This window comes from Actinacidiphila sp. bgisy145 (assembly GCF_057708125.1).
In genome coordinates this window covers 400,511-427,209 of sequence record NZ_JBYIRL010000002.1, presented here as the reverse complement: position 1 = coordinate 427,209, position 26,699 = coordinate 400,511, and the positions used below count along the sequence as shown (strand labels likewise).

General features: G+C 72.4%; 28 protein-coding genes. 17 read left to right on the top strand and 11 right to left on the bottom strand.

All coding sequences use genetic code 11. The annotated features are described in order from the left end of the window. Positions 1-33 precede the first annotated feature (33 nt). From AC3ERT_RS03705 to AC3ERT_RS03695, 3 genes are all read right to left on the bottom strand, one after another. Entirely contained in the window at positions 34-858 is an 825-nt protein-coding gene (locus AC3ERT_RS03705) for a hypothetical protein (RefSeq protein WP_435172601.1), read from the bottom strand. A 135-nt stretch (positions 859-993) separates the two neighbouring features. Further along, the gene (locus AC3ERT_RS03700; RefSeq protein ID WP_435172600.1) at positions 994-1,977 is read right to left on the bottom strand and encodes an aldo/keto reductase; all 984 of its coding nucleotides are present in this window, start codon (positions 1,975-1,977) and stop codon (positions 994-996) included. Positions 1,978-1,986: 9 nt separating this feature from the next. Further along, positions 1,987-2,949: a sigma-70 family RNA polymerase sigma factor gene (locus tag AC3ERT_RS03695; RefSeq protein ID WP_435172634.1), complete on the bottom strand. Its 963-nt coding sequence runs from the start codon at positions 2,947-2,949 to the stop codon at positions 1,987-1,989. Between the two features lie 110 nt (positions 2,950-3,059). Here AC3ERT_RS03695 and AC3ERT_RS03690 point away from each other — a divergent pair, with 110 nt between their 5' ends. Continuing rightward, positions 3,060-3,776: an FMN-dependent NADH-azoreductase gene (locus tag AC3ERT_RS03690; RefSeq protein WP_435172598.1), complete on the top strand. Its 717-nt coding sequence runs from the start codon at positions 3,060-3,062 to the stop codon at positions 3,774-3,776. Here the strand turns inward: AC3ERT_RS03690 and AC3ERT_RS03685 are convergent. Then, a complete protein-coding gene (locus AC3ERT_RS03685) occupies positions 3,773-4,081 on the bottom strand; it encodes a hypothetical protein (protein WP_335972060.1) in 309 nt (102 codons plus the stop codon). The genes AC3ERT_RS03690 and AC3ERT_RS03685 overlap by 4 nt on opposite strands. A gap of 143 nt (positions 4,082-4,224) precedes the next feature. Here AC3ERT_RS03685 and AC3ERT_RS03680 point away from each other — a divergent pair, with 143 nt between their 5' ends. From AC3ERT_RS03680 to AC3ERT_RS03660, 5 genes are all read left to right on the top strand, one after another. Then, positions 4,225-4,626, top strand: coding sequence for a phage holin family protein (locus AC3ERT_RS03680; RefSeq protein ID WP_435172596.1), 402 nt, complete (start codon positions 4,225-4,227; stop codon positions 4,624-4,626). After that, complete coding sequence (locus AC3ERT_RS03675; protein ID WP_435133597.1) at positions 4,623-4,931, top strand: DUF3618 domain-containing protein; 309 nt, start codon at positions 4,623-4,625, stop codon at positions 4,929-4,931. The genes AC3ERT_RS03680 and AC3ERT_RS03675 overlap by 4 nt, the downstream gene beginning before the upstream one ends. Before the next feature lie 63 nt (positions 4,932-4,994). Further along, complete coding sequence (locus AC3ERT_RS03670; RefSeq protein WP_435172594.1) at positions 4,995-6,002, top strand: aldo/keto reductase; 1,008 nt, start codon at positions 4,995-4,997, stop codon at positions 6,000-6,002. A 113-nt stretch (positions 6,003-6,115) separates the two neighbouring features. Beyond that, positions 6,116-6,439 carry a hypothetical protein gene (locus AC3ERT_RS03665; protein WP_335972052.1) on the top strand — a complete coding sequence of 108 codons (324 nt, stop codon included), beginning with the start codon at positions 6,116-6,118 and terminating at the stop codon, positions 6,437-6,439. A gap of 185 nt (positions 6,440-6,624) precedes the next feature. Next, positions 6,625-8,604 (top strand): hypothetical protein, encoded by a 1,980-nt coding sequence (locus AC3ERT_RS03660; protein WP_435172593.1) that lies wholly within the window; start codon positions 6,625-6,627, stop codon positions 8,602-8,604. Between the two features lie 44 nt (positions 8,605-8,648). On the opposite strand, the gene AC3ERT_RS03655 is transcribed toward AC3ERT_RS03660, so the two are convergent. Together AC3ERT_RS03655 and AC3ERT_RS03650 are read right to left on the bottom strand one after the other, a co-directional pair. After that, positions 8,649-9,188, bottom strand: coding sequence for a hypothetical protein (locus AC3ERT_RS03655; protein WP_435172591.1), 540 nt, complete (start codon positions 9,186-9,188; stop codon positions 8,649-8,651). A gap of 87 nt (positions 9,189-9,275) precedes the next feature. Beyond that, entirely contained in the window at positions 9,276-9,935 is a 660-nt protein-coding gene (locus AC3ERT_RS03650) for a hypothetical protein (RefSeq protein ID WP_335972047.1), read from the bottom strand. A 358-nt stretch (positions 9,936-10,293) separates the two neighbouring features. Here AC3ERT_RS03650 and AC3ERT_RS03645 point away from each other — a divergent pair, with 358 nt between their 5' ends. The 7 genes from AC3ERT_RS03645 (at position 10,294) to AC3ERT_RS03615 (ending at position 18,910) form a co-directional block, all read left to right on the top strand. Then, positions 10,294-11,673: an efflux RND transporter periplasmic adaptor subunit gene (locus AC3ERT_RS03645; RefSeq protein WP_435172590.1), complete on the top strand. Its 1,380-nt coding sequence runs from the start codon at positions 10,294-10,296 to the stop codon at positions 11,671-11,673. Further along, entirely contained in the window at positions 11,670-12,611 is a 942-nt protein-coding gene (locus AC3ERT_RS03640; protein WP_435172589.1) for an ABC transporter ATP-binding protein, read from the top strand. The genes AC3ERT_RS03645 and AC3ERT_RS03640 overlap by 4 nt, the downstream gene beginning before the upstream one ends. Further along, positions 12,608-13,822 (top strand): ABC transporter permease, encoded by a 1,215-nt coding sequence (locus tag AC3ERT_RS03635; RefSeq protein WP_335972044.1) that lies wholly within the window; start codon positions 12,608-12,610, stop codon positions 13,820-13,822. Before AC3ERT_RS03640 ends, AC3ERT_RS03635 begins: the two co-directional genes overlap by 4 nt. Before the next feature lie 50 nt (positions 13,823-13,872). After that, positions 13,873-14,664: a hypothetical protein gene (locus AC3ERT_RS03630; protein ID WP_435172587.1), complete on the top strand. Its 792-nt coding sequence runs from the start codon at positions 13,873-13,875 to the stop codon at positions 14,662-14,664. A gap of 94 nt (positions 14,665-14,758) precedes the next feature. Then, the gene (locus tag AC3ERT_RS03625; RefSeq protein WP_335972041.1) at positions 14,759-15,496 is read left to right on the top strand and encodes a response regulator transcription factor; all 738 of its coding nucleotides are present in this window, start codon (positions 14,759-14,761) and stop codon (positions 15,494-15,496) included. Between the two features lie 14 nt (positions 15,497-15,510). Beyond that, positions 15,511-17,166 carry a sensor histidine kinase gene (locus AC3ERT_RS03620; protein ID WP_435172585.1) on the top strand — a complete coding sequence of 552 codons (1,656 nt, stop codon included), beginning with the start codon at positions 15,511-15,513 and terminating at the stop codon, positions 17,164-17,166. 196 nt (positions 17,167-17,362) lie between these two features. Further along, complete coding sequence (locus AC3ERT_RS03615) at positions 17,363-18,910, top strand: hypothetical protein (protein ID WP_435172584.1); 1,548 nt, start codon at positions 17,363-17,365, stop codon at positions 18,908-18,910. 22 nt (positions 18,911-18,932) lie between these two features. Here the strand turns inward: AC3ERT_RS03615 and AC3ERT_RS03610 are convergent, their stop codons facing one another. Then, positions 18,933-19,352, bottom strand: coding sequence for an RbsD/FucU domain-containing protein (locus tag AC3ERT_RS03610; protein ID WP_335972036.1), 420 nt, complete (start codon positions 19,350-19,352; stop codon positions 18,933-18,935). Between the two features lie 145 nt (positions 19,353-19,497). Here AC3ERT_RS03610 and AC3ERT_RS03605 point away from each other — a divergent pair, with 145 nt between their 5' ends. Then, the gene (locus tag AC3ERT_RS03605; protein ID WP_435133615.1) at positions 19,498-19,731 is read left to right on the top strand and encodes a DUF2277 domain-containing protein; all 234 of its coding nucleotides are present in this window, start codon (positions 19,498-19,500) and stop codon (positions 19,729-19,731) included. A gap of 36 nt (positions 19,732-19,767) precedes the next feature. Then, complete coding sequence (locus AC3ERT_RS03600) at positions 19,768-20,208, top strand: PPOX class F420-dependent oxidoreductase (protein WP_435133618.1); 441 nt, start codon at positions 19,768-19,770, stop codon at positions 20,206-20,208. A 56-nt stretch (positions 20,209-20,264) separates the two neighbouring features. Here AC3ERT_RS03600 and AC3ERT_RS03595 read toward each other — a convergent pair whose 3' ends face one another. Continuing rightward, complete coding sequence (locus AC3ERT_RS03595; RefSeq protein ID WP_335972030.1) at positions 20,265-21,680, bottom strand: LCP family protein; 1,416 nt, start codon at positions 21,678-21,680, stop codon at positions 20,265-20,267. Between the two features lie 227 nt (positions 21,681-21,907). Next, entirely contained in the window at positions 21,908-22,774 is an 867-nt protein-coding gene (locus tag AC3ERT_RS03590) for a helix-turn-helix domain-containing protein (RefSeq protein WP_335972028.1), read from the bottom strand. A 202-nt stretch (positions 22,775-22,976) separates the two neighbouring features. Here AC3ERT_RS03590 and AC3ERT_RS03585 point away from each other — a divergent pair, with 202 nt between their 5' ends. Further along, positions 22,977-23,435, top strand: coding sequence for an ATP-binding protein (locus AC3ERT_RS03585; protein ID WP_435172581.1), 459 nt, complete (start codon positions 22,977-22,979; stop codon positions 23,433-23,435). Between the two features lie 87 nt (positions 23,436-23,522). Here AC3ERT_RS03585 and AC3ERT_RS03580 read toward each other — a convergent pair whose 3' ends face one another. Beyond that, positions 23,523-23,759 (bottom strand): DUF397 domain-containing protein, encoded by a 237-nt coding sequence (locus tag AC3ERT_RS03580; RefSeq protein WP_202234921.1) that lies wholly within the window; start codon positions 23,757-23,759, stop codon positions 23,523-23,525. Between the two features lie 236 nt (positions 23,760-23,995). Between AC3ERT_RS03580 and metG the strand changes: the two genes are divergently transcribed. Then, entirely contained in the window at positions 23,996-25,735 is a 1,740-nt protein-coding gene (metG, locus tag AC3ERT_RS03575) for a methionine--tRNA ligase (protein WP_435172580.1), read from the top strand. Between the two features lie 80 nt (positions 25,736-25,815). On the opposite strand, the gene AC3ERT_RS03570 is transcribed toward metG, so the two are convergent. Beyond that, positions 25,816-26,682 carry a L,D-transpeptidase family protein gene (locus AC3ERT_RS03570; RefSeq protein WP_435172578.1) on the bottom strand — a complete coding sequence of 289 codons (867 nt, stop codon included), beginning with the start codon at positions 26,680-26,682 and terminating at the stop codon, positions 25,816-25,818. Positions 26,683-26,699 lie beyond the last annotated feature (17 nt).

The window sequence follows — 26,699 nt, the reverse complement described above, 5'->3', positions numbered from 1 at the left end:
TCCCGGTGCCGTGGGCACCGGGACCTCCGGGTGTCAGGACTTCTCGGCGGGCTCTGCTTCTTCCGCGTCGGCCTTGTCCTCGGCCTTGACCTCGGCCTTGACCTCGGCCTTGTCCTCAGCGTCGGTGTCCGCCGTGGCCTCGGCCTTGTCGTCCGCCTTCTTCGCGCCCTCGGGCTCCTCCGAGGCGGTCTCCTCGGCGGCGGTCTCCTCGGCCTCTTCCGGCGCCGCGGCCTCGTCAGCCTCCTCGGGCTCCTCCGGCTCGGGCTCGTCGGCCTCGAAGTAGGCGTCCAGGACCTCGTCGAGTTTGGCGGCCCACTCCTTGAGCCGGGCCCGGGACGTCGCCTCGACCTGCGCCTCGTACCAGCGCCGCTCCGGCGTGTACACGGTCACCGTGAAACGCTTGCCGAACCGCGGGGTGTCCATCTCGACCGCGGCGATCTCGTCCCAGGTGAACTCCGCTTCCTCCTCGTCGAGGCGGAAACGCACGCCGAGCCGGTTCGCGACGACCCCGCCGCGGCGGTCCGTCGCCTCCAACTCGGGCCCGGACACGGCGTCGGCGTCCTCGGCGTCCTCGGTGTCCGCGGCCTCGGTGTCCTCGGCGTCCGCTTCGGCGTCCGCCGCGGCCGTCTCCGTCTCCGGAGCCTCCGCCGGGTCCGTCTCCGCAGCAGCCTCTTCCGGCGCCGCCGCTTCCTCGGCCTCGGGCGCGGACTCCGCCTCGGGTGCCGCCTGCGGCTCCTGCGACGCCTCGGCCGGCCCGTCCGCGTCGGAGCGCGGCGGGGTCAGCCCGGGGACGAACGCCGGGTCAAGCCCGGCTGCGGGCACGGACGGGGTGATCGAACCTATGCGCTGCTGCTCCACGGCAAGCAGTATGGCCGATGAAGCTGTGTCGGCAATCGCCGAACCACATAACAACATGGCAGCCCTCGCCGCTATGCCCCGGCGCCGGGCCCGAATCACCCCACCCGCCCCTGCATGTCCCCTCCCCCGGCAGGTTCACCACTTCGGATGGACCTGGTCGCGCAGCCTCCTTCCGTACAGGTCGGCCACGCGGTCCAGTACGTCCTGCGGCAGGGCCGGCAGCTCGGCGGCGGCCGCGTTCGCCCGGGCCTGCTCGACGGTCCGGGCCCCCGGGATGACCGAGGTGACCCCGGGCTGCTGGATGACCCAGCGCAGAGCGGTCTGCGCGGGGGTCGTCCCGGCGGGCGCCAGCTCCGCGAACTCCGCCGCCGCGGCGAGCCCGGTCTCGTAGTCCACCCCGGAGAAGGTCTCGCCCTGGTCGAAGGCCTCCCCGTGCCGGTTGTACGTGCGGTGGTCGTTCGCGGCGAACACCGTCTCGCGGGTGTACCGGCCGCTGAGCAGGCCCGAGGCCAGCGGCACCCGGGCGACGATCCCGACCCCGGCCTCGGCGGCGGCCGGCAGCACCTCCTCCAGCGGCTTGAGCCGGAACGCGTTGAGGACGATCTGCACGCTCGCCACGCCCGGCCGGGCGATCGCCGCCAGCGCCTCGGCACACGTCTCGACGCTGACCGCGTAGTGCGCGACGCGCTTCTCGGCCACGAGGGTGTCGAGTGCGTCGAAGACGGCGTCGGTGGCGTAGACGGAGCCGGGCGGGCAGTGCAACTGCACCAGGTCGAGCGTGTCGACCTGGAGGTTCGCGCGCGAACGGTCGTTCCACGCACGGAAGTTCGCGAGGTTGTAGTTCTCCGGGAGCTGGTCGGCGCGGCGCCCCATCTTCGTGGCGACGAACACGTCCAGCTCCGGGTGCGCGGCCAGGTAGCGGCCGATGAGCTGCTCGCTGCGCCCGTCGCCGTAGACGTCCGCGGTGTCGAAGAAGGTCACCCCGGAGGCCACCGCCGCGTCCAGCACGGCGATCGCGTCCTCCTCCCGCACCTCCCCCCAGTCGGCGCCCAGCTGCCACGTCCCCAGCCCCACGACGGACACTTCACGGCCGGTCCGGCCCAGTACGCGCTGTTCCATACCCCGAGCCTACGAGCCCGCCGCCGCGCCGCCGTACGGCAGTACCGGGTCCAGCACGGCGAGCCGCAGGCGGCGCAGCCGGGCCGGGTCGGCGATCACGTCGTACCCGCTGATCAGGCCGTTCGCGGCGAACGACACCGTCAGCACCAGCGCGAGCCGGCCGTACGGCGCCACCACGATCCCCACCCGCCCGTCGACCAGGGCGGGGGCCGCGTACCGCGCGCGGCGGGCGAGGAGGGCGGTGCCCTCGGCGACGCGGCGGGCTCCGCGCACCTCGGCGGCCATCCCGGGCGCCAGGGCCGCCGGGTCGGCGCGGCGCACCACGTCGGGGGCGAGCACCGCGAGGATCGCGTCGAGGTCGCCGGCCCGCATCGCCGCCAGGAACGCGGTGACCGCCCGGTGCCGGCGGGCGAGTTCACCGGCGGGTACGTCCGCGGTGCCCCGCACCTTGCGGCGGGCGCGGCTGGCCAGTTTCTTGGTGGTGGCCGGGGTGCGGCTCACCAGGGGCGCGATCTGGTCGAAGGGCACCGCGAACAGGTCGTGCAGCACGAAGGTGACCCGCTCGTCGGGGTCCAGGGCGGCGAGCACCACTAGGAGTGCGCGGCCGACGGAGTCCGCGAGCAGCGCCTCCTCCTCCGGGCGCCCGCCGCTGCCCGGCCCGGTGCCCGTCACCTCGTCGAAGGCGCCCTGGTCGGTGAGGTCCTCCCGGCGCGCGGCGCGGGCGCGCAGCATGTCGAGGCAGATCCTGGAGACCACCGTGCGCAGCCAGCCGGTCAGGTTCGCCACGCCGGCGATGTCGGTGCGGGCCAGCCGGAGCCATGCCTCCTGTACGGCATCCTCGGCCTCGACCGCGGAGCCGAGCATCCGGAAGGCCACCGCGTACAGCAGGGGGCGGTCGGCCTCGAAGCGTTCGGCCGGCGCCGGGTCCGCCACCGGGTCCGCTTTCCGCCCCGCCTTCGGCCCCGCGGTCATCGCGTGTTCGGCTCGTACGCCGTCGTGCCCGGTCACCGGTCCCCTTTCCGCGCCGCGATCCGTCACCACCCCTGACGAGCGTGACACGGCGGAAGTGACCGGGAGATGCGATGGCGTCCTTGCTCCACCTCGACTCGAGTGCCGATTCCGGGACTGATTCCGGGGTCGACGGTTCCAGTGGTGCGGTCAGCAGGGGGCTGACCGCGCTGTTCGCACGGACCTGGCAGGCCCGGCAGCGGGAGGCCGGACGGCGGTACGCGTACCGGTACCGCGACCTCGCGGCCGACCCGGTGCCGCCGCTGGACGGCGCCTACTGCGCGCTGGGGCGCCGGGTCGAGCGGCAGGGTTTCCCGCCGCCGGACAGGGTGCCCGCGCTGGTCGAGGGGGCGGCCGAGCAGCGCGCCTGGGCGCTGACCCGGCCGCTGGTCGACGAGTTGCTGGCGGCCGACACCGTGCTGGTCGGTGCGCCGATGTACAACTACGCGGTGTCCGCACTGCTCAAGGCGTGGATCGACCGGGTGAGCTTCCCCGGGGCGTTCGGCCGCGCGGGCACCGCCGGGTGCCGACTGGGCGGGACCCGGGTGGTGGTGGTCGCGACGCGGGGCGGCGGCTACCGTCCCGGCACTCCGGGGGCGGCGCAGGACTTCCAGACGCCTTACCTGCGGGCGTACTTCGCGCGGCAGGGGGTGGCGCCGGAGAACGTCCACGTGGTCACCGCGGAGTGGACCCTCGCCGGGGTGCTGCCGCACCTGGCCGGGCAGCAGGACGCCGCCGACGCGTCGCTGGCCGCGGCCCGCGCGCGGCTCGTCGCGTACGCGCAGAGTTAGAGGATCGGCGGGTGGAGGTGGGAGAAGCGGTCCACGAGGGAGACCAGGGCGACGCGCTGGCCGGGGGTGAGGTCGCCGGCCAGGTCGCTCTCGCTGATGTGCGCCCGGCGCAGGAACTGGTGGGTGTCGAGCGCGGTGAGCGGCCGGACCGAGCGGACGAGCGCGGAGACGGTGATCATGGCCGCGTCCTCGTCGCCGGCCGTGGCCCGGCGCAGGACGCGGGAGAGCCCGGTCGCGCCCTCGGCGGCCACCTCACTCAGCACCAGAGCCCTGCGGTGTGCCGTTTCTGAGTCGTACAGCGCCATGTGCCCACCTCGATCGGCCCTCGGATCGTACCGATTCATCTCCTTATATGAGCCTACGCCCGATGCCGGACCGAAGGAGGTTTCCGGTCCCGGATACGGGCAACCCGAGCAGGGCAACCCCAGGAGCCAAGGAGGTGAGGGCCGTGGCGCACGTGAACGGGTCCGCCCGGTCGGTGGGCACGCTGGTCAAGGAGGGCACCGAGCAGCTCTCCGACCTGGTCAGGCAGGAGCTGAAGCTGGCGCAGGCCGAGCTGACCCGCAAGGGCAAGCAGGCCGGGGTCGGCGGCGGGCTCTTCGGCGCTGCCGGGCTGCTGGCGTTCTTCGCGATCGCCGCGATGATCACGGCCGCGATCGCCGCGGTGGCGATGCCGCTGCCGCTGTGGGCCGCCGCGCTGATCGTGGCCGGCGGGCTGCTGCTGATCGCGGGGATCGCGGCGCTGATCGGCCGCAGCCAGGTGAAACGGGCGGTGCCGCCGGTGCCGGACGAGACCGTGGACAGCGTTCACCAGGACCTGGTGATCCTCAAGGAGAGGGCCAAGCGATGACACCGCGAACCGATCCGCAGCTCGCCGAGCTCGAACAGCAGATCGCCGAGACGCGCGAGGCGCTGGGCCAGACCGTGGAGGAGCTGGCCGCCAAGGTGGACGTGCCCGCGCGGGCGCGGGCGAAGGCGCAGGGCACGATGGGGCGGCTCGAGGAGGCGCGGGACCGGGCCCGGGCGCGGGCCCGTACGGCGGCGGGCAGCGGCTCGGCCGCCGTACGGTCGCGGTCCGCCGCGATCGCCGCCGCGGCCGTCTCCGCGGCGGCGGCCGGCGCGCTGGTGTGGGCGCACCGCGGCGACCGCGGGTGAGGCGCCGGGGGTACGGCCCGCCGGGCTTGCCCTCGAGCGCGCTCCAAGGTGTTCCCTGGCGCCATGGAATACGTGCAGCTCGGTCGGACCGGGCTCAGGGTGAGCCGGGTCGTACTCGGAACGATGAACTTCGGTGCGGAGGTGACGGAACAGGGCAGCCATGAACTGATGGACGCGGCGCTGGACGCGGGGGTCAACTTCTTCGACACCGCGAACGTCTACGGCGTCGACGACCGCAAGGGCTACACCGAGGAGATCGTCGGCAGCTGGCTGGCCCGGGGCGGGGGCCGCCGCGACAAGGTGGTGCTGGCCACCAAGTGCTACCTGAACGCCGCGAACGACGGTTCCTCGATCTTCGACCGGGCCTGGCCGAACCACGACCGGCTGTCCGCGCTGGGCATCCGCCGCGCCGTCGAGGCCAGCCTCGAGCGGCTGGGCACCGATCACATCGACATCTACCAGTTCCACCACGTCGACCGGGCGACGCCGTGGGAGGAGATCTGGCAGGCGATCGACGTCCTCGTCCAGCAGGGCAAGATCCTCTACGCCGCCTCCAGCAACTTCGCCGGCTGGCACATCGCCCAGGCCAACGAGGCCGCCGCCAGGCGCGGTTCGCTCGGCCTGGTCAGCGAGCAGTGCCTCTACAACCTCTTCGAGCGCAGCGCCGAGACCGATGTGATCCCGGCCGCGCAGGCGTACGGCCTCGGGGTCATCCCGTGGTCACCGCTGCACCAGGGGCTCCTGGGCGGCGCACTGCGCAAGGAGCGCGAGGGCGGCGGCTCGCGCACCGGCACCGGCCGCTCCGCCCGCCTGACCGACCCCGCGGTGCGCGCGCAGGTCCAGGCGTACGAGGAGCTGTGCGCCGAGCACGCCCTCGACCCGGGCGAGGTCGCCCTCGCCTGGCTGCTCACCCGCCCGGGCGTCACCGGCCCGATCGTCGGCCCGCGCACCCCCGACCACCTCGCCTCGGCCCTGCGCGCCGCCGACCTGACCCTCCCCCCGTCCCTCCTCACCGCCCTCGACACCCTCTTCCCAGGCCCCGGCCCCGCCCCGGAGTCCTTCGCCTGGTGACTGCCACGGCCTCCTCATCGCCCCCACGCCACCCCGCCGCCCCGCCCGTCACGGTGCTGCGGGGCGGCGGCGCGCTCGCTACGGTGTAGGAGCCAATCAAGTAGGGGGAGAACATGGGTGATTCGAGCCAGTCGAAAGTGGCCAACCCGGCCCTCGTCGCGCTCAAGAGCCTACGTAACGATCTCGCACGTGACGTCGAGACCTACCGCGACGCACTGAGCACCACGGCCGGAGACATGGGCGGCAAGAAGGTGTGGACCGGCAAAGCCGCGAGAGCCTGGGAACAGCATGTGGCACACCAGCGGAGCCAGGTGAAGACCATGGTCGACAAGCTCCTGCCGATCGTCGACGCGGAGATCGCCAGGACTCCGGCCGAGGTCACCCAGAGCGAGGCACGGCAGTGGCACCTGAACCAGAGCCAGCGCGTCTACGTCTGAGCCGCACCGGGACCGGCGCAGGCTTCGCACCGTTCGCAGCGGATCTCGGCACGTGTGCCTCTCAGCGGTCGCTTCGGACAGGTTCGTAGCGTGCAAGTGCACGCGGACCGACGGCCCGAGCCGCCTTTTCCACTCCACGCGCAGCACACACCCGGTGCCCGCAAGGAACCCCAGGGGGGGAAGACATGACGGACTTCTCAGGGATCGATCCCCAAGCTCTCAAGGGGATGATCGCGTCGTTCAGCACCGACAAGGAGAACCTGCACAGCGCGTACAGCTCGTACTTCTACCGGTTCGGCGAGCACGGCCTCGACACCGGGCCGCTCAACAGCATCAACAACATCGCGCTGTGGATGGACGACCAGGTGCCCGGACTCAAGCGGCGCTACAGCCTGGCCCTCGGGATGGAACACGGCGGCGACATGACGCACGTCGTGCAGGTGCCCGAACCGGTGATCAGCAGCGCGGAGGCCCGCAAAGAGGCGCAGGACCTCGCCAAGCAGCTCACCGCGATCAAGGAACTGGACGGCGAGGGCGGGAAGCAGTACCACTCCATCGCCGAGCAGCTCAAAGCCCACGAAGACGACCCGGATTACTGCTCCGCCTTCTACGCCGCCCTCAAGCCGCCGAACCTCGCGGAAAGCCTGCCCAGCATGCTGACTGCCACCGGCAGTGGCACCGCGCCCAAGGACCTCGAGATCTACAGCAAGGCACTGGGCGCGGCCAGCCGGGCGCCTTACCCGGCGCCTGGTTTCGACCAAGTGGAAAAGCTGTACACCACCAAGGTCCCCCAAGGTGACTACGGGGTCGGCTGGGACCGGATGGCGATGATGCAGTACGGGGACTTCGACTCGAAATTCCTGGCCAGTGCGACCCGCGCCGCCGTCCTGGACGAGGTGGCCAAGGACCCGGACCAGGATTTCCGCGGCTCCATGACCAATGCCAAGCAACTCGGGCTTCCGCAGGACACCGTGGCCATGGCGCTGGGCGCCCTCGGACGCAACGGCAGCGCCTCGTACACCGCCATCGCGCAGATGGGCGACCCGAAGAACCCCGACCTCGAGGGCAACCTCGACAAGCTGTTCAAGTACGGCCAGTGGGACTCCGACGTCCAGACCAACCTGGGCAGGGCCATCGACGCCGGCGCGGGCGTCACCGGACACACCGACTCCAAAGGCTGGCACGTTGATCCCGAGAAGCACGACGACTACCAGAGCACCTTCGCGTACTGCGCGATGCTCGCGGCCGGCAACAACGCCGACGAGATCGACAAGTACTTCAACGGCTTGTCCAAGCAGGACCTGGGCCGTCTGGCCGCGTCGTACCCGCAGGAACTGATCTCCAGCGGCAACGCCATGAGCCACGACGTCCCGGACTCGATGCTGGGCATCCCAGCCGGCTACCAACCTGTGGTGGGAACAAATCCGTCATTCCTGCTCAACGGTCAGGACACCTACAAGTTCCTCAAGACGTTCGCTGGGGATGACTCCTACTCCGAGCCGTACGACGAGGTGATGGGGAAGCTCCAGCACGACATCCTGGTCAAGGCCGCGCACACGGACGCGACCGCCGTCAACAGCGGTAAGCAGGACCCGAATACGTACAACCTCGCAGCCCAAGCGTTCGGCAACATCGGACGGGAGCAGTACAACGCCGAAAGGAAGGTTCGAGGTGACATGGACGCCTCCGACGAGGCGAACCGTGAGGCGCTGAAGCGCTCCCTCATCTTCGGCTCCGAGATCGCCGGCGAGCCGGAACTCAGCTACGGACCGGCCCTTGCCTGGCGGGTCGGCATGTTCAGCCTCAAGGAATTCGGCGGCGCGGCCTACGTCGACCAGGGCGAACCGCGCACCGAAGATCTCAAGGACAAGAACTACGAGCGGATCATGCAGACCCACTACACCATGACGTCCACTTTGCTGGCGGGCGGCTGGAAAACCACCACGCCTCTGCCCGCTGACCTGAAGGGATCCGACGGCCAACTCAAGTCTTTCGAAGATCTGTCCAAGAACAACCAACTCGGCGAGTTCAACGACTGGGTCAACGAGCAGCAAGGGGACGCCGAGCACCCGGACTCACTGGAGCAGAAGCAGTCCCTCGCCAGCAGCACGATAACCAGCGCTGAGACCGACCAGTACGCTCACGAGGTGGACGGCAGCGAGTAGGAGCCGCGCGACGCCGCGGGGGGCTGGCACCCTCGCGGCCCGGCTCAACCAGTCCGCAGGCAATCCGTGTTCGCGGTGATGGTCCACAGCTCGGTGGTGGCCTTCTCGCTGGACGCGGTCGCGCGTACGGTCAAGTGGATGCGGGCCTTCTTGTTCACCAGGTTCTGGGAATTTCGCGTATCGAACTCGTAGGTCGTCTTCTTGTCGAAATCGATTGAGTATCCTCGGTCCTTGAGCCACGAGTCGACCACCGTGGTGAGGTCCAAATAGGTGGACACGGGACCGATACGGAACGTCTGGTGCCCGGCGAAGGAGTAGCGGGCCTTGTTGTGCCCGCACGACCCCGCCGCAGTAGCGTCGCGCGTCACCGTGAACGGCGTCGTGGCCTTGTAGTACGTACGGAACTTCGCCGCCAGCCACCGCGCGTCCGTCGACATCTTCGCTGCCGAGTCCTTCGCCTTCGGGCCGGACGGCGAGCTCCCGCACGCCGTCAGTGTCGCCATGAGCGCCGCGACGCCGCCCGCACAGATCGGCAGCCACAGGCGGCGGCGCGGCGTTCGGCGTGGTCGCGCGATCCCGGACATGTACCCCCCTGACGGCTCTACGTCCGGAAACTATCGCACCACGGGCCGCCGGGGGAGGGCGCCCCGGAGGGGTGGGGCGCCCTTGGGTCAGGTGGTGGAGGGGGATGCGGTGGAGGTGGGGCGCTGGGGGAGGAGGGGCTTGCAGGTGGTGTAGGCCTTCGCGGTCTTGGGGTCGGCGGTGTCGAGGTTGCGGAGGGCGCCGAAGCCGCCGCCGCCCGTGCCGGCGGAGGCCGTGGGGAGGGTGACGCCGTGGTCCTTGAGGCAGCTGGTGAACGCCTGGATCGCGCTGGCGTCGGCGCTGTTGGTGCCGTTCGGGCCGCCGCGGCCGGAGGGTGCCTTGGAGGCGCACGCCTTGAGCGCCTTCTGGGTGGCCGCGTCGGGCGAGGCACCGCCGATCCCGCCGCCGAAGCCCCCGAAGCCGCCGCCGTACCCGCCGCTCGGGCGGGCCGATCCGGAGGGCCGGCCGGCGCCGGAGGGGCGGCCGCTGGGGCGGGCGCCGCCGGAAGGGCGGTTGAAGGTGGGCAGGTTGACGCCGTGCTGCGCCAGGCACTGCCGGTAGGCGTTCATGTCCTGCCCGCCGGCGCCGCCGGACGCGGACGCACTGGCCGCGTTCGTGGCGGCCGAGGACGAGGAGCCGCCGGAGGAGCACGCGGTGAGCGCCAGGGCGCCCGAGGCGAGTACGGCGACGAATGCCCCGGCCCGCACCGCGATGCGCGCCTGGGGCGACCGGATGGTGGTCCCGTTCATGTCCGCAGCTCTCCTCGGGGAAGGCCGCGACCCGGCCGGCACCGGACCGGGGTCCGGCGGCCGGGTGTCGCGGCACGTTGCCGTCCGGCGCCAACTGTCCGGCCGGCGTACGCACTCGGCTCCCGCGCGCGCACGAGGGAACCGAACCGCATACAGGTGGGGACTGTCGGGGATCGGGCTGTGAGTTCCCGGTGAGCGGCAGGACGCGGCAAGCGGCGGGCGGCCGCGTTTTCGTACCTTAGGTGGCCGTACATCCGTTTTACCGCCGCCCCGGGGGCGGGCGCAGGCGCCCGGCTTCCCAGCGAACTCTCAGGAATCTCCCAGGAGTTCAATGGCGTCCGCGTCCAAGATGCGCGCCATGAAGGTGCTCCCACGGCGGCGCAGGGCCGTCCTGATCAACTCGGTGCTCGGCGTGGTGGTCCTCGCGGGCGCCGGTGGCGCCTACGCGGCGGTGCACGACGACGGCAGCGGCAACTCCTCCGGGTCGTCCGGCGCGCGGACCGCGACCGTGACCACGGCCACGGTGTCGGCCACCGTGTCCGGCTCCGGCACGCTCTCCTCCCCCAGCGACGCGGGGCTGGACTTCACCACCGGCGGCACCCTCACCGAGGTCGACGTCAAGCCGGGCGACAAGGTGAAGAAGGGCCAGGTGCTGGCGAAGGTCGACCCGACCTCGGCGAAGGAGACCCTCCAGCAGGACGAGGCGTCGCTGACCGCCGCCCAGGCGAACCTGACGAAGGTCGAGGCCGGCGAGAGCACCACGGACACCTCGAACTCCGGTACGGGCTCGTCCGGTTCGGGCAGCAGCCGCGGCACCACGGTGACCCCGACCGCCACCCCGACCGTCGACGCCGCCCAACTCGCCTCCGCCCAGGCGCAGGTGACCGAGGCGCAGAACGCCGTGGACGCCGCCCAGCGCGCGGTGGACGGCTGCGTGCTGAAGGCCAGCGTCAGCGGCACCGTCGCCTCGGTGGACGGTGCGAAGGGCGACACCGTCAGCGGCAGTTCCGGCAGCGGTACGGGCTCCGGCTCGTCGGGCTCGGGCTCCTCCGGGTCCAGCTCGTCCGGCTCGACGTCCAGTTCCTCGGGCTCCACGCCGACCGGCTTCGTGGTCCTCACCAACCCCTCGGGCATGCAGGTGAAGGCGGACTTCTCCGAGGCCGACTCCCTGAAGATCAAGGCCGGCCAGGCCGCGACGGTGACGCTCAACGCCGAGTCCGGCACCGTGCTCGACGCCAAGGTGCTGTCGATCAGTTCGCTGCCGGTCAGCAGCGGCTCCAGCTCCGGCGGCTCCGGTTCCAGCGGCAGCGCGGTGCAGTACGCGGCGACGCTCACCATCACCAGCGACACCTCCGACCTGCGCACCGGCCTGAGCGCCAGCATCCAGGTGACCACCGGCCAGGCGACGAACGCGCTGAGCGTGCCGACCGCGGCGGTCTCCGGCACCGGCGCCAACCGCACGGTCCTGGTGGTCAACTCCGACGGCTCCACCACCCGCACCCAGGTGACGGTGGGTGTCGAGGGCGACTCCACCGACCAGATCACCAGCGGCCTGAAGGAAGGCCAGCAGGTGCAGATCCCGCAGGTCGCCTCCTCGGGCAACGGCGGCTTCCCCAGCGGCGCGTTCCCCGGCGGAACCGGCGCCGGCGGCGGCGCCAACCGGTTCGGTGCCGCCGGCGGCGGTACCGGCGGCGGCTTCCGCACCGGCAGCTTCAGCGGCGGAGGTGGCCGCGGATGAGCCCGGCCCTGGGCAGGCGGCTCGGCTCCCTGGCCCGAGCGGTGTCCGGGCCGCGCCGCGCGGAGGCCGGCCCCGGCCCCGACAGCGACCACCCGGGCAGCGACCACCCGGACGGTGACGGCCCCTGGGGCCCGGCCCCGGTCATCGACGTCCGCGCGCTGCTGAAGACGTACGGCCACGGCGACGCCGCCGTCCGCGCGCTCGGCGGCCCCGCCGACCCGGACACCGGCCACTCCCCCGGCGTGGACCTGCTCGTCGAACAGGGCGACATGGTCGCGGTGATGGGCAGCTCCGGCTCCGGCAAGTCCACCCTGATGAACATCCTCGGCTGCCTCGACGTGCCGACCTCCGGCCGCTACCTGCTGGACGGCATCGACGTCGGCGGCCTGGACGAGCACCAGCTCTCGCTGGTCCGCAACCGCAAGATCGGCTTCGTCTTCCAGTCGTTCAACCTGGTGCCGCGCACCCCCGCGCTCGCGCAGGTCGAACTCCCGCTGGCCTACGCCGGGGTGAAGGCCGCCGAGCGGCGCCGCCGAGCGCTGGCCGCGCTGTCCCTGGTGGGCCTCGCCGACCGGGTCGACCACCGCCCCAACGAACTGTCCGGCGGCCAGCAGCAGCGCGTGGCCGTGGCCCGCGCCCTGGTCACGGCGCCGGCGATGCTGCTCGCCGACGAGCCGACCGGCAACCTGGACAGCCACAGCACCGAGGATGTGCTCGCCATCATCGACCGGCTCAACGCCTCCGGCCGCACCGTCGTGCTGATCACCCACGAGGACGAGGTGGCCCGGCACGCGAAGCGGGTGATCCGGCTGGTGGACGGCCAGATCGTGGACGACGTACGGCAGGCGGCGGTGGACGGTCCGCCGCCCGCGCTGAGCGATCCGGCGCGGTTCGCCGCCCTGGCCCCGCACGCGCTGAGCGGGGGTGCGGCCCGGTGAACCCGTTCGAGATCCTGCGGTTCGCCGTCGGCGGGCTCGCCGCGAACAAGGTGCGCTCCGCGCTGACGATGCTCGGCGTGCTGATCGGTGTGGCCGCCGTCATCATCCTGCTCGCGGTCGGCAACGGCTCCTCGCAGTCGGTCAAGGACTCCATCGAGAAGCTCGGCACCAACGCGCTGACCGTCAGCTCCGGCGGCGGCTTCAGCTCCTCGGGCTCCGGCGCGACCAGCACCAAGCCGCTGAGCGTGGACGACGCGCGGGCGCTGGCGAACACCGCCGACGCCCCCGACATCGAGTCCGTGGCCCCGGAGGTCACCACCTCGCAGTCCGCGGTCTACGACGGCACCTCGCACACCGTCGGCCAGGTCGTGGGCACCTACCCGGCCTACTTCGAGGCGTCCAACAGCAAGGTCGACAAGGGCGACTACTTCAGCGCCGACGATGTGCTCAACTCCCGCAAGGTGGCCGTGATCGGCTCCACCACCGCCACGGACCTGTTCGGCACCGCCTCCCCGATCGGCAAGAAGCTGGTCATCGGCGGCACCCCGTTCACGGTGGTCGGCGAGCTGGCCACCAAGGGCGGCACCGGCTTCCAGGACCCGGACGACACGGTGATCGCGCCGCTGCCGACCGTGCAGAACGCCTTCACCGGCTTCGGGGCGATCAGCCAGATCCTGGTCGAGGCGAAGTCCGCCGACGCGACCACGCCCGCGCAGAACGAGATCACCACCATCCTGATGGGCACGCACGGCATCACCGACGCCAACGCGCTCGACTTCCGGGTCAGCACCCAGGCGTCGCTGCTGAGCACCCAGTCCGACACCAACAAGACGTTCACGGTGCTGCTCGGCGCGGTCGCGGCGATCTCGCTGCTGGTCGGCGGGATCGGCATCACCAACATCATGCTGGTCACCGTCACCGAGCGGACCCGGGAGATCGGTATCCGCAAGGCGATCGGGGCGCCCAAGGGCGTCATCCTCGGGCAGTTCCTCGCCGAGTCCACGCTGCTGTCGCTGATCGGCGGCGGGCTCGGGGTGCTCGGCGGGCTGATCGGCTCGCGGTTCACCATCGTGGGCATCAAACCCGTGGTCATCCCCGAGTCGGTGTGGGGCGCCTTCGCGATCGCGGTGGCCATCGGGCTGTTCTTCGGCAGCTACCCGGCCAACCGGGCGGCGGGCCTGCGGCCCATCGAGGCCCTGCGGCACGAGTGATGTCCACCAGGAAAGACGACCGGAACACCGGATCAGGAAGAGGGGCCGAGATGGCGCGACGCCGCACCGGGCTGGTCAAGGCGAACGCCGAGGCCACCGGGGGGATCGAGATCATGGAGAGCCCGTACCCGGCGGGCGACCCGGCCGGCGCGGACCCGGCAGCGGGGACGGGGGCCGCGACCGCTGCCGGGCCGGACGCCGGCGGCACCGGCGAGAGCCCGGAGGAGATCCTCGCCTCGCCGCCGGACGCCCGCGACGTCTCCGCCGAGCTGGCCGCCCCGCCGCGCCGCAAACTGCCGTGGCTGACCCTCACGCTGTCCGCGTGCATCGTGGCCGCGGCCGCGTTCTCCGTCGGCGCCGTCGTGGAGAAGCACCATCTCAACGGCGGTACCGGGGCCGGGCGTTCCGGCTTCACGGCAGCGGGCGGCGGCACCGCCGCGAGCGGCCGCACCGGGGCCGCCGGCGGCACCGGCAACCGCTTCGGCGGCACCGCGGGCACCGGCACGACCGCGGGCGGCGGCACCGGCGCGGGCACGAACGTGACGGTCGGCACGGTCAAGCTCGTGGACGGCAAGACCCTCTACGTCACCGACGCCCAGGGCAACGTCGTGAAGGTCACCACCGGCGACTCCACCAAGGTCAGCGAGACCAAGGACGGGAAGGTCTCCGACCTCAAGGCGGGGCAGAGCGTGACCGTCCTCGGCACCACCGGCAGCAACGGCGACGTGACCGCGACCACCGTCACCGAGGGCGGCAGCACCAGCGGCTTCGGCGGGTTCGGCGGCTTCGGGGGATTCGGCGGCGGCAACGCCGGCGGCACCGGCACCGGAAGCGGCAACTAGACACGGCAGCGCCCGCACCGACACCGCCCGCACGGCTCACAGCATCGGCCCGTACCGTGCTGCGTCGTATCCCCACCGGGCCGGGAGGATTCCCATGGAGGCACCCGAGGCCAGCCTGCTGGTCGTGGACGACGAACCGAACATCAGGGAACTGCTCTCCGCGTCCCTGCGGTTCGTCGGCTTCAAGGTGGCCTCCGCGGCGACCGGCGCCGACGCGCTCGCCGCCGTCACGCGCGAACGGCCCGACCTGGTGGTCCTCGACGTGATGCTGCCGGACATGGACGGCTTCACCGTGGTCCGGCGGCTGCGCGAGGAGAGCGGGCCGCTCCCGCGGGCCGGCGGCCCCGACCGGCTGCCGGTGCTCTTCCTCACCGCGAAGGACGGCGTCGACGACAAGATCAGCGGGTTGACCGCGGGCGGCGACGACTACGTCACCAAGCCGTTCAGCCTGGAGGAGCTGATCGCCCGGATCAGGGCGATACTGCGCCGCACCGGCGGCCCCACCGACGACGGGCGGCTGGTCGCGGGCGACCTCGAACTCGACCCGGTCGGCCACCAGGTGCTGCGCGGCGGCCGCCCGATCTCGCTGTCCCCCACCGAGTTCAAGCTGCTCGCCTACCTGATGGCCAACGCCGACCGGGTGGTGTCCAAGCCACAGATCCTCGACCACGTGTGGGCGTACGACTTCGGCGGCGACCTGAGCATCGTGGAGTCGTACATCTCCTACGTGCGGCGCAAGGTGGACGCGGCGGCGGGCGGCGGGCCGAAGCTGATCCACACGGTGCGGGGCGTCGGCTACGTGCTGCGCCGCCCCGCGCCGGCCAAGGGCTGAACGGCCGCCCGGGCATGGGATCGCCGGGGACGGGATGGGCCCGCCGGGCGGCGGGACTGCGCTGGGCGGCGGTGCCGCTGCGCTCCCGGCTGGTGCTGCTCGCGCTGGTGCTGGTGCTGCTGGGCCTGACGGTCAGCGACACGGTCGTGCTCGGTTCGGTGCGCGGGCAGTTGCTGCAACGGGTGGACCAGCAACTCGAGCGCTACGGCCGGCCCCTCGCGCGGCGCCTCGGCTCGGAGGGGGTGCCGCCGCAGCGCTACCCGGCCCCGGGCACCGACGGCCGCGGCGCCCCCGGCTACGGCAGCACGGAGTCGAGCACGGGCGCGGGCACGGGTACCGGCACGGGTACAGGCACCGGCACCGGGTCGGCCGCCGCCGACAGCAGCACCGACAGCAGCACCGGCACCACCGACGGCACCGGCGCCAACCGCCCCTGGCTGCCCAGCCAGTTCGTCGTCGCCTTCGCCACCGCCGACGGCCGCGTGGTCCAGCAGATCCGGCAACCGGTCGCCGCAGGCGACCCCCAGCCGCTGTGGCCCACGATGAACGCCGCCCGGCTCAGCGCCCGCTACGACCACCCCTTCGACGTCCGCAGCGACCACGGCGGCGGCAGCTGGCGGGTGCTGATCGTGCCGGTCGCCGCCGCAGGCGGCAGCGACACGCCCGCCGGGGTCGTGGTGGCCTCCTCCCTCGACGACGTCGCCTCCACCACCAGCCGGCTCAGCACCGCCTTCCTGCTCATCGGCGGGGTCGTGGTGGCGCTGCTCGGCATCGCGGGCTGGTTCGCGGTGCGGGCCGGGCTGCGGCCCCTGAAGCGGATCGAGGCGACCGCGGCCGAGATCGCCGCGGGCCGCCCGCTGTCGCACCGGATGCCGGTCGCGTCGCCGGGCACCGAGGTCGGGCGGCTGTCGTCCGCGCTCAACGGCATGCTCGCGCAGATCGAGTCCGCGTTCGCCGCCCGCGCCGCGTCCGAGCAGCAGATGCGCCGCTTCGTCGCCGACGCCAGCCACGAACTGCGCACCCCGCTGGCCGGCATCCGCGGCTTCGCCGAGCTGTACCGGATGGGCGCGCTCGCCGACGACGCCGACGTGAAGCGGACCATGGCCCGGATCGAGAGCGAGGCCGTACGCCTCGGCGGGCTGGTGGAGGACCTGCTCACGCTGGTGCGGATGGACGAGCAGCGGCCGCTCCAGCTCGCGCCGATGGACCTGCGCACCCTCGCGGTGGACGCGCTGCACGACACCACCGCGCTCGACCCGACCCGGCAGGTCGCCCTCACCGGCCCCGGCGGCTCGGACACCGCGCCCGGCCCGGCGCCGGTGCTCGGCGACGAGGCGCGGCTGCGACAGGTCGTGGCGAACCTCGTCGGCAACGCCGTCGCCCACACCCCGCCGGGCACCCCGGTCCGCATCGGCGTCGGCGCCGCGGACGGCCACGGCGTCCTGGAGGTCGCCGACGCCGGTCCTGGGCTGACCCGTGAGCAGGCCGCCCGCGTCTTCGAGCGCTTCTACCGGGTGGACGCCTCCCGCTCCCGCGCCACCGGCGGCGGCGCCGGGCTCGGCCTCGCCATCGCCGCCGCGCTGGTCGCCGCCCACCGCGGCACCGTCGAACTCGACACCGCGCCCGGCAAGGGCGCCACCTTCCGCATCCGGCTGCCCTCGGCCCGCTGACCTGCGCGCCCGCCCGCCGGGCCGGAACTCCGCCGCGGGCGGCGCGGGTCACGGATGGATATCGGCACGCAACCTTCCGTCCAGGTGGCGGCTCTTTCTGTGCACACGCGCGTTCAACTGCGGTTTCGGCGTTCTGCACACTTACGCTCGCAAATCCGGGGGTTCCGCGCCACGCCCGCCGCTGGAAAGGTCGCCGATGCCCGAACCGCTCCGCGCCGCACGCCGGGAACCGCCGCAGGCGCCGGACACGGCACGCCCGCCGGGCACCGCGCCCCGCTCGCCGGCGCCGCGCCCGAGAGCCGGGTGGAGCCGGTGGATCGCGGCGGTCTGCGCGGTGTACGTCGCCGCGCAACTGCTCCTGGTGCTGCCGGGCTCCGGGCTCGGCTGGGACGAGACGGTCTATACCAGCCAGGTCAGCGGCCGGATTCCGGCGGCCACCTTCAGCGCCCCGCGGGCCCGCGGCATCTCCTTCCTGGCCGCGCCCGTCGCCCACTTCACCGACTCCCCTCTCGCGCTGCGGCTGTGGATGGCGGCGCTGTCCGGCATCGGACTGTACGTCGCGCTGCACCTGTGGCGGCGGGTGCTGCCCGAGCGGGTGCTCGCCCTGGCCGGGGCGCTGTTCGCCGGGCTGTGGATCACCCTGTTCTACGGGCCGCAGGTGATGCCGAACCTGTGGAGCGCGTTCGGCGCGCTCGCCGCGGTGGGCTGCTTCGTGCGGGCCGTGCGCGACCCCCGCGACCGGGCCGCGCTGGTCGGGCTGGCCGCGGGCGTGACCGTGGTCGGGCTGATGCGCCCGCCGGACGCGGGCTGGCTGGCACTGCCGCTGGCCGCGGTGGCGCTGGCGGTGCCGCGCTGGCGGCGGCCGGCGGTGCTGGCGGTGCTCGTCGCGGGGGTGGTGCTGGGCTGCGCGGAGTGGGTGGTCGAGGCGTACGTCCGCTACGGCGGTCTGTCCGAGCGGCTGCACAGCTCCAGCGCGGTCGAGGGCGGGATGGGGCTGCACTTCGCGGTGGACGACCAGGTCAGGTCGCTGAGCGGCCGGGCGCTGTGCCGCCCCTGCACGGTGCGGTGGCGGCACAAGGACACGTCGCTGTGGTGGTTCGCGCTGCCGTTCCTGGCGGTGGGCGGCGCGGCGGTGGTGCCCCGGCTGCGGCGCTCGGCGGTGTGGCTCGCCGGGCTGACCGCGGTGTCGATGGCGCTGCCGTACCTGTTCACGATCTCGTACGCGGCGCCGCGGTTCCTGCTGCCGACGTACGCGCTGCTGGCGCTGCCGGTGGCGGAGTTCCTGTGGTGGGCGGCCACCCGGGCCGAACTCGCCGCGGAAGGAAGCCGGTTGAGGCTGCGGCCGGTGGCGGTCGCGGTGGTCGCCGTCGGGCTGTGCGGCCATCTCGCCATCCAGGGCGGTGTGCTGCACACCGCGACCCGCAACAACCACCGCACCACGCAGGAGTACCGCGCCGTCGCGGACGGGCTGCACGCGCACGGCGTCACCGCGCCCTGCACGCTCAGCGGCGTCTCCGCGGTGCCGATCTCCTTCTACACCGGCTGCACCTCACGCCAGTTGGACGGGCCGGACCGCAGTATCGACACGGCCGGGCTGCTGGCCCGCACCCGGCAGCAGCCGGTCGCCTACCTGGTCACCGGTGGCGGGCGTCCGCCGGCCTTCGCCCGCGCCTGGCGGTCGGTGCCGCTGCCGACCCCGCGCGGCGCCCGCACCTTCCGCGCCTACCTGCCCCCGGCGCGGTAGCCGGGCGGGCCCGGGCGGCAGATCAGTCTCCGCGGACGCCGATCGTCAGGAGCAGGTTGGCGTAGGTGCGGCGGTCGCCGGTGGCGATCACCAAGGCGGTGTCGGGGCCGCGGGCGGCGTCGTAGAAGGCGTGCCGGTCGAGGCCGTCGAGCGGCACACCGGGCAGGGCGGCGCGGAACTCGGCGAAGACCTCCGGTTCGGGCTGCCCGGGCGGCGGGGTCATCACGGTGGCGGCCTCGAACGGCGCCGCGTCCGCGAGCGCGGCGAGCACCTCGGTGACGAGCATCCGGTCCGGCGCGAGGTTGAGGTAGACGCGCGCGGCGGCCGGGTGGGCGCCGGTGGTGTGCGGGTAGTGGCCGTCGCTGACGAGCACCCGCGAGCCGTGCCCGGCCGAGGCCAGCGCCGCAAGAATCGTCGGGTGGGTGAGCTGGTATCGCAGCATGTACGGCTCCTCGAACGCGCGTCGCGGGCGTAGAGATCGGATCTCTACGCCCGCGAGCGTACCGGCCCGGCCCGGCGTGCGGCAGACCGGCCGCGGCGGCCGGCACCACCGCCCCGGTGTCGTACCCGCGCGGCACACTGGAGGCATGTGCAGAAGCATCAAGACCCTGCGTCCGCCGATGGCCCCCGAGGTGCACGACGAGGACATCCGCGCCGCCGCCCTTCAGTACGTACGGAAGGTCTCCGGGTTCCGCGCCCCCGCGGCGCACAACCAGGAGGTCTTCGACACCGCGGTCGCCGCGATCACCGCCGCCACCGCCGACCTGCTGGCCGGCCTCGAGGTCCGCGGCAGCGGCTCCGCCGCGACGACGGCGAGCTGACCGGCCCGGGCGGCCCCGCGGCGTTACCCTGCCGCCATGGCGCACATGACCGAGGCGGAGTGGCGCGAGTTCGCCACGACCGGCACTCGCACCGGAAAACTGGCCGTCCAGCGCAGGAACGGGCGGCCGCACGTCACCCCCGTGTGGTTCGTGCTCGACGACACCGACCCGGCCGACATCCGCGTGGTCTTCATGACCGGGCGCGACTCGCTCAAGGGCCGCGCCCTGCGGCGCGACCCGCACTTCGCGCTCTGCGTCGACGACCAGGAACCGCCCTACTCCTTCGCCCTCTTCGAGTGCACCGCCGAACTCTCGGAGGACCTGATGGCCCTCCAGAACTGGGGCACCCGCATCGGCGGGCGCTACATGGGCCCCGACCGCGCCGCCGAGTTCGGCGCCCGCAACGCGGTCCCCGGCGAGCTGCTCGTCAGCGGCCGCATCGACCGCCTCACCGCCGAGGCCCGCATCGCCGACTGACCGAGCACCCCCGGCACCTGCCGACGGCGGGCGCCAGGGATCAGCCGGGCGGGGGTTCAGCCGTAGGAGAGGTGGGCGCAGGGGTCGGTGGCGGCGGTGCGGTTGGGGGCGGTCGGGGGCGCGGCCGGTGCCGCCGGTGCCGGGGTCGCGGTCGCCGTCGCGGTCCTGGCGAAGTCGGCGCCGACGACGAGGTTGATCCCGCTGATGCCGAGCGGCTCCAACCGGGCTCCGGGGAAGAGCCGGCTGAGGGATTGCGCCTGGACGGTGTGGGCGGCGCCGTACTGGATGAGGGTGGTGGCGTGGTCCTGGGCACGGGCGGTGGCCGTACCGGTCACGGTGAAGTGGGACTTCGCCAGTTCGGCCGACGCGCTGGCGGCCAGTCCGTTCGTGGTGGTGCCGTTGTAGACCGCGACCGCGATGCCGGAGCCGTCGACCGCGGGGGCCGGCGCCGGGGCCGTCGTCGGGGCGGTCTGCCCGGAGGTGTGCGTGCCGTCGAGCGTACGGTTCGCCCGCAGTGCCGCGAACAGCTCGTCCACGTCCGGGTGGACGAGGTCTATCCGCGCCCCCGCGTACCGCCAGGGCGCGGTGACGAACTGGATGTTCTTCAGGTCGACGTGCTTGAGCGACAGCCCGAAGGACATCAGCTTGGCGGCGGTGCCGAGCCCCGGATCGACGGTGAGCGACTTGGTCGCGGCGTTCGCCAGCGGCAGCAGCGTCGCCGGGTTCATCCCCTCGCCCTTGACCTTGGCGATCAGCGCGGACAGGAACGCCTGCTGGCGCAGCATCCGCCCGACGTCGGAGCCGTCCCCGATGCCGTGCCGCATCCGTACGTAGTCCAGCGCGTCCCGGCCGGACAGCTTCCGCATCCCCTTGTGCAGGACCAGCTTCCCCCGGTACCCGAGGCCGGGGTTGAGGTCGCCGGAGTAGATGTCGTCCGGCACGCAGACGTCGACGCCGTGCACCGCCGAGGTCATCGCCGCGAAGCCCTCGAAGTCGACCACGACGGTGTGGTCCACCCGCATCCCGGTGAGTTTCTCCACGGTGTTCTGGGTGCACGCGGGGTTGCCGGCGGCGGTGTCGCCCACCGAGAAGGCCGAGTTGAACATGGCGCTGGGCTGCTCCGCCGTCCAGGTGCCGTTCGGCAGCAGGCAGGGCGGGATGTCCACCAGGGAGTCGCGCGGGACGGAGACGCCCACCGCGTGCTGGTGGTCGGGGTAGACGTGCAGCAGGATCGTGGTGTCCGAGCGGCCGATGTCGCCGGAGCTGCCCTTCCCGCCGAGCGCGGAGTTGCCGCCGGCGCGGGTGTCGGACCCGATCAGCAGGATGTTCTGCGCGGTGTCGCCGTCGGCGTCGGCCTGTTCGGCCCCGGGCCGGTCCTTGCTCAGCCCGGCGGCGTCGAAGGTGGAGATGTTCGCGTCGAGCTTGAGGTAGATCGCACCGGCGCCGCCGACGACCAGCAGCACAAAGGCCACCGCGATCGCGACGGCCCAGCGTTTTCGGCTCCGCCCGGGCCCGTGCCCACGAACGCCCATCCCCACACCCTCGGTTCGGCGGGCCCCGCGTCACGCGGCGGCCCGACAGTGCCCCCCGGCTTTGCCACTGTACGTGCCGGGGTTTCCGAAGGGGCCGGTTCGCGCGGGTCCGTCCCCCGCACGGTGACGCTGTGTCAACTCACCGCGCGGGGAGGGCCCTCGGGCCGTCACACCTCGCGCTGGAACGCGCGCAGCCAGTCCACCGACCGGGCCGGGTCCAGCGCGATCCGGTCCAGCGCGTCCATCGCCTTGGTGTACTCCACGACCTCGTCGTGCTTGTCGACGTAGAGCGCGCCGGTGAGCTGCTCCAGGTAGACCAGGTCGGGCAGGTCGGACTCGGGGAAGCTCAGCAGCGTGAAGGCGCCGCCGCCCGCCGCGTGCCCGCCGGACGCGAACGGCAGGATACGCACGTCGACGTTGGACGCCTCCGCCGCTTCGAGGATGTGGCCGACCTGATCCCGCATGACCTTCGGACCGCCGAACGACCGGCGCAGCGCGCCCTCGTCCATCACGCATACGAAGTGGGGTGCCCGCTCCGACACGAGGAGCTTCTGCCGTTCCAGGCGTAGGCCGACTCGTCTTTCCACCCAGGACTCGGCCGCGCCGGGGTAGCCGACGCGGATCACGGACCTGATGTAGTCCTCGGTCTGGAGCAGCCCGTGCACGAACTGCACCTCGAAGGTGCGGATCAGCGCCGCCGACTCCTCGAGTCCGACGTAGGTCTGGAACCAGGTCGGCATCACCTCGCCGTACCCGTGCCACCAGCCGGCCGCGTTGGCCTCCCGGACCAGCCCCAGCATCGCCAACCGCTCGGCCTCCTCGGTCACTCCGTACATGGTCAGCAGGTCGGCGACGTCCCGCTCCTTGAAACTGACCCGTCCCAGTTCCATCCGGCTGATCTTCGACTCGGAGGCGCGGATCGAGTAGCCCGCGTCCTCCCGGGTGATGCCCTGGGACTCCCGCAGCCGTCGCAACTGCGCCCCGAGCAGCATTCGTCGCACGATGGACCCGCCTCCCGGCTGCCCTGCGCTCATAGGTCACGCTCCGCCCTTAGCTCATCAGCAGTCTGCCACTTATGTGCTGCGGGCAGTACCCATCCCGTCACTCTCCATCGTCACGTGCATAAATTCCTTGCAGATGCACGTGCAGACGCCCTTGCATCGCCGGGTGCTGATCCATGAGCATGGTGTCCGTGCAGATACCTCGGGGGCTCGCATGAGGGCAGAGGCAGCAGCTGTGCTGGAACCGTTATGGCAAGGCGTACTCGCGCCCGAGCGACTCGCCGCCGGTGACGGGGCCAGCTGCGGGCTCTCGGCTGCCCCCGAGTCCGTGCGCGAGGCGCGGGGCTTCGCCCGCGCCACCCTCAAGCACTGGGACATGCCGCTGCTGCGGGACTCGATGGAACTGGTCGCCTCGGAGCTGGTCACCAACGCGCTGCGGTACGCGGTGCCGCTGGGCACCCCCGGTGCGCCGGTGCAGCTGAGCCTGGTGCGCCGGAGTTCCCGGGTGGTGTGCGCGGTGCGCGACCCCAGCGGGGTCGCGCCGATCGCGAAGGACCCGGACTACGTGGCGGAGACCGGCCGCGGACTGCACCTGGTGGAGTCCTTCAGCGAGAGCTGGGGCTGGCATCCGCTCGGCGGTGCGGGAAAGGTGGTCTGGGCGCTGTTCCTCGTGCCCGGCAGCCGCATGCAGTGAACATGCGGTGAAGCAGCCCTCCGGCGGCGGAGGTCGGGGCCGATAGCAGCTCGGCCCGGCTTCCGCCAGGGCGTCAACCGGCTTCCGCTACGGCATCAAGTGGTCGAACTCCCCGGCCTTCACGCCGATGATCATGGATTCGATCTCGGCCCGGGTGTAGATCAGCGCCGGCCCGTCAGGGAAGCGGGAGTTGCGCACCGCCACCTCGCCGTCCGGCAGAGCGGCGAACTCCACGCAGGTCCCATTGGCATTGCTGTGCCGACTCTTCTGCCAGACCGCTTCCGAGAGATCCTCCGCAGCCATTCCGTTGTGCGTCCGGCGCATCAGCGACTCCTACACCTGTACCTCGTCTGGTACTCGAATCATAACTCGTGGGCAAGTCACGTGCATGTGCACGTGCAAGTGCACGTGCGCTTACTTACAGTCATGTTCGGGGCCAAGCCACCGGCCCAGAACACCAGCTTGCCTACAGTCGGTAACCACCTGTTCGGGTCAGATACGCTATTGACGTTCCGTAGCCGAACAACTCACTCCACGCAACGAATTGGGAGCAGCCTGCAATGGCTCGTCACCTCATCACCTCAGCCCTGCCCTATATCAACGGGATCAAGCACCTGGGCAACATGGTGGGGTCCATGCTCCCGGCGGACGTGTACGCGAGGTACCTGCGCGACCGCGGCCACGAGGTGCTGTACATCTGCGCCACCGACGAGCACGGCACCCCCGCCGAACTCGCCGCCAAGGAAGCCGGACTGCCCGTCGACGTCTTCTGCGCCCAGGCGCACGACGCGCAGAAGGCCATCTACGACGGCTTCGAGCTGTCCTTCGACCACTTCGGCCGCAGCTCCTCCGCGCAGAACCGCGACATCACCCAGCGCTTCGCCCGCACTCTCAACGAGAACGGGTTCATCGAGGAACGCACCGTCAGCCAGGTCTACTCGCTGGACGACGGCCGCTTCCTGCCCGACCGCTACATCGTGGGCACCTGCCCGCACTGCGGCTACGACAAGGCGCGCGGCGACCAGTGCGAGAACTGCACCCGCGTGCTCGACCCGACCGACCTGATCGAACCGCGCTCGGCGATCAGCGGGAGCAGCGCCCTGGAGGTCCGCGACACCCAGCACCTCTTCCTCCTCCAGTCCAAGCTGGCCGGTGAGGTCGAGGCGTGGATCGACGCCAGCAGCGGGGAGTGGCCGACCCTGGCGTCCTCGATCGCCCGCAAGTGGCTCACCGAAGGGCTCCAGGACCGCTCGATCACGCGCGACCTCGAGTGGGGGGTCCCTGTGCCCGCCGACACCTGGCCGGAGCTGGCGGCGGAGGGCAAGGTCTTCTACGTCTGGTTCGACGCACCCATCGAGTACATCGGTTCCACCAAGGAGTGGGCCGACGCCGCGGGCGAGGGCGAGACCCGCGACTGGCTCTCGTGGTGGTACGACGCGGACGGCGGCGACAACCCGGTGCGCTACACCGAGTTCATGGCCAAGGACAACGTCCCCTTCCACACCGTGATGTTCCCGGCCACCCAGCTGGGCACCCGCGAGCCGTGGAAGCGCGTGGACTACGTCAAGGCGTTCAACTGGCTCAACTACTACGGCGGCAAGTTCTCCACCTCGCAGCGCCGCGGCATCTTCACCGACGCCGCGCTGGAGATCCTGCCGGCCGACTACTGGCGCTACTTCCTGATGGCCAACGCGCCGGAGTCCGACGACACCTCCTTCACCTGGGAGCTGTTCACCTCCTCGGTGAACAAGGACCTCGCCGACACCCTCGGCAACTTCGTCAACCGGGTGCTGTCCTTCTCCCGCAAGCGGTTCGGCGACGCGGTGCCGGAGGGCGGCGCCCCGGGCGCGGCGGAGGCGAAGCTCGGCGAGCAGATCACCACGCTGCTGGCCGAGTACGAAGGCCACATGGAGACACTCCAGTTCCGCAAGGCCGCCCAGTCGCTGCGGGCGCTGTGGAGCGCGGGCAACTCCTACCTGGAGGAGAAGGCGCCCTGGCTGGAGATCAAGACCTCGCCGGAGGGCGCGGCGCTCACCCTGCGCACCGCGATGAACCTCATCCACCTCTACGCGGTCGTCTCCGAGCCCTTCATCCCCGCCTCGGCGCGGGCCATGCGCGCCGCGTTCGACCTGCCGGACGACACCGCGACCTGGGTCACCCCCGAGCAGGCGGGCGCCCTGACGACGCTGCCGGTCGGCACCCCGTTCACCGTGCCGCCGGTGCTCTTCGCGAAGATCACCGACGAGGACCTGGCCGGGTACACCGAGCGCTTCGGCGGTGACCCGGACGCGGCCGCGTAGCGCGGTCCGGCGAACGCCCAAGGGCCCGCGGACACCCTGTCGCCAGGGGTGCCCGCGGGCCTTTCCAGTGCGTTGCCCGCTCAGGCGGACAGCGCCTTCGCGTCGCCCATCACCACCACCGGGTGCTGCGCGGGGTCCAGGGTGCGCAGCAGGGTCTTCATCACCGACTCCGGCAGCGAGACGCAGCCGTGGGTGGGGCCGCCGTGGTCGACGTGCAGCCAGATGCCGCCGCCGCGGGAGCTGCCGAGCGGGCGGGTCCAGTCCAGCGGGCTGGTGCCGGGCTTGCGGTTGTAGTTGATGGCGATCACGTAGTCGAAGGCGTCCGCGAGCGACTCGCCGTCGAAGCCGGTGCCCGGCGAGCTGAAGCCGGACCGTTCGTGGTCGTAGGGGAACCGGGTGCCGGGGTCGGCGAGGCGGCCGCCGGCGTCGGTGAGGGTGAACACGCCGATCGGCGAGCGCAGGTCGCCCGCCTGGTGGTCGGTGCTCCAGCCGTGCAGCGCGTTGTGCGCGGACCAGACCGGGCCGGCCGCGGTCCAGCCGGCGTCCGGGTCGCGCTCGAAGAGCCGCACCTTGGACGTCGACTTGTCGTGGCCGTCGCCGGTGACGAGCACCACCTGCCGGGCGTCCGCCGGGACCTCGGCGAGGGTCTTCGGGCCGACCCCGGGCAGCGTGGCCGGGGCGGGGGTCGTCGGGGCGGGCGTCGTCGGCACGGTGCGCGGCGCGTCCCGCCCGGCCGCGGCGCCCACGGGGGACGCGACCGCGCCCTGCTCCGCCAGCCGGGACGGCCGCGCCCCGGTGCCGCTCGCGGCGGCGCACCCGGCGAGCAGGGCGCCGGCCGCGCCGAGGGCCACGGCGGCCAGCACGGCCCGCCCGCGGTCGGGCCCGGTACGGCGGGCGGTCCTGCGGGCAGCGTCCTTGGGGGAAGCGTCCTTGCGGGGGACGGACATGATCGGGTCTCGGCCTT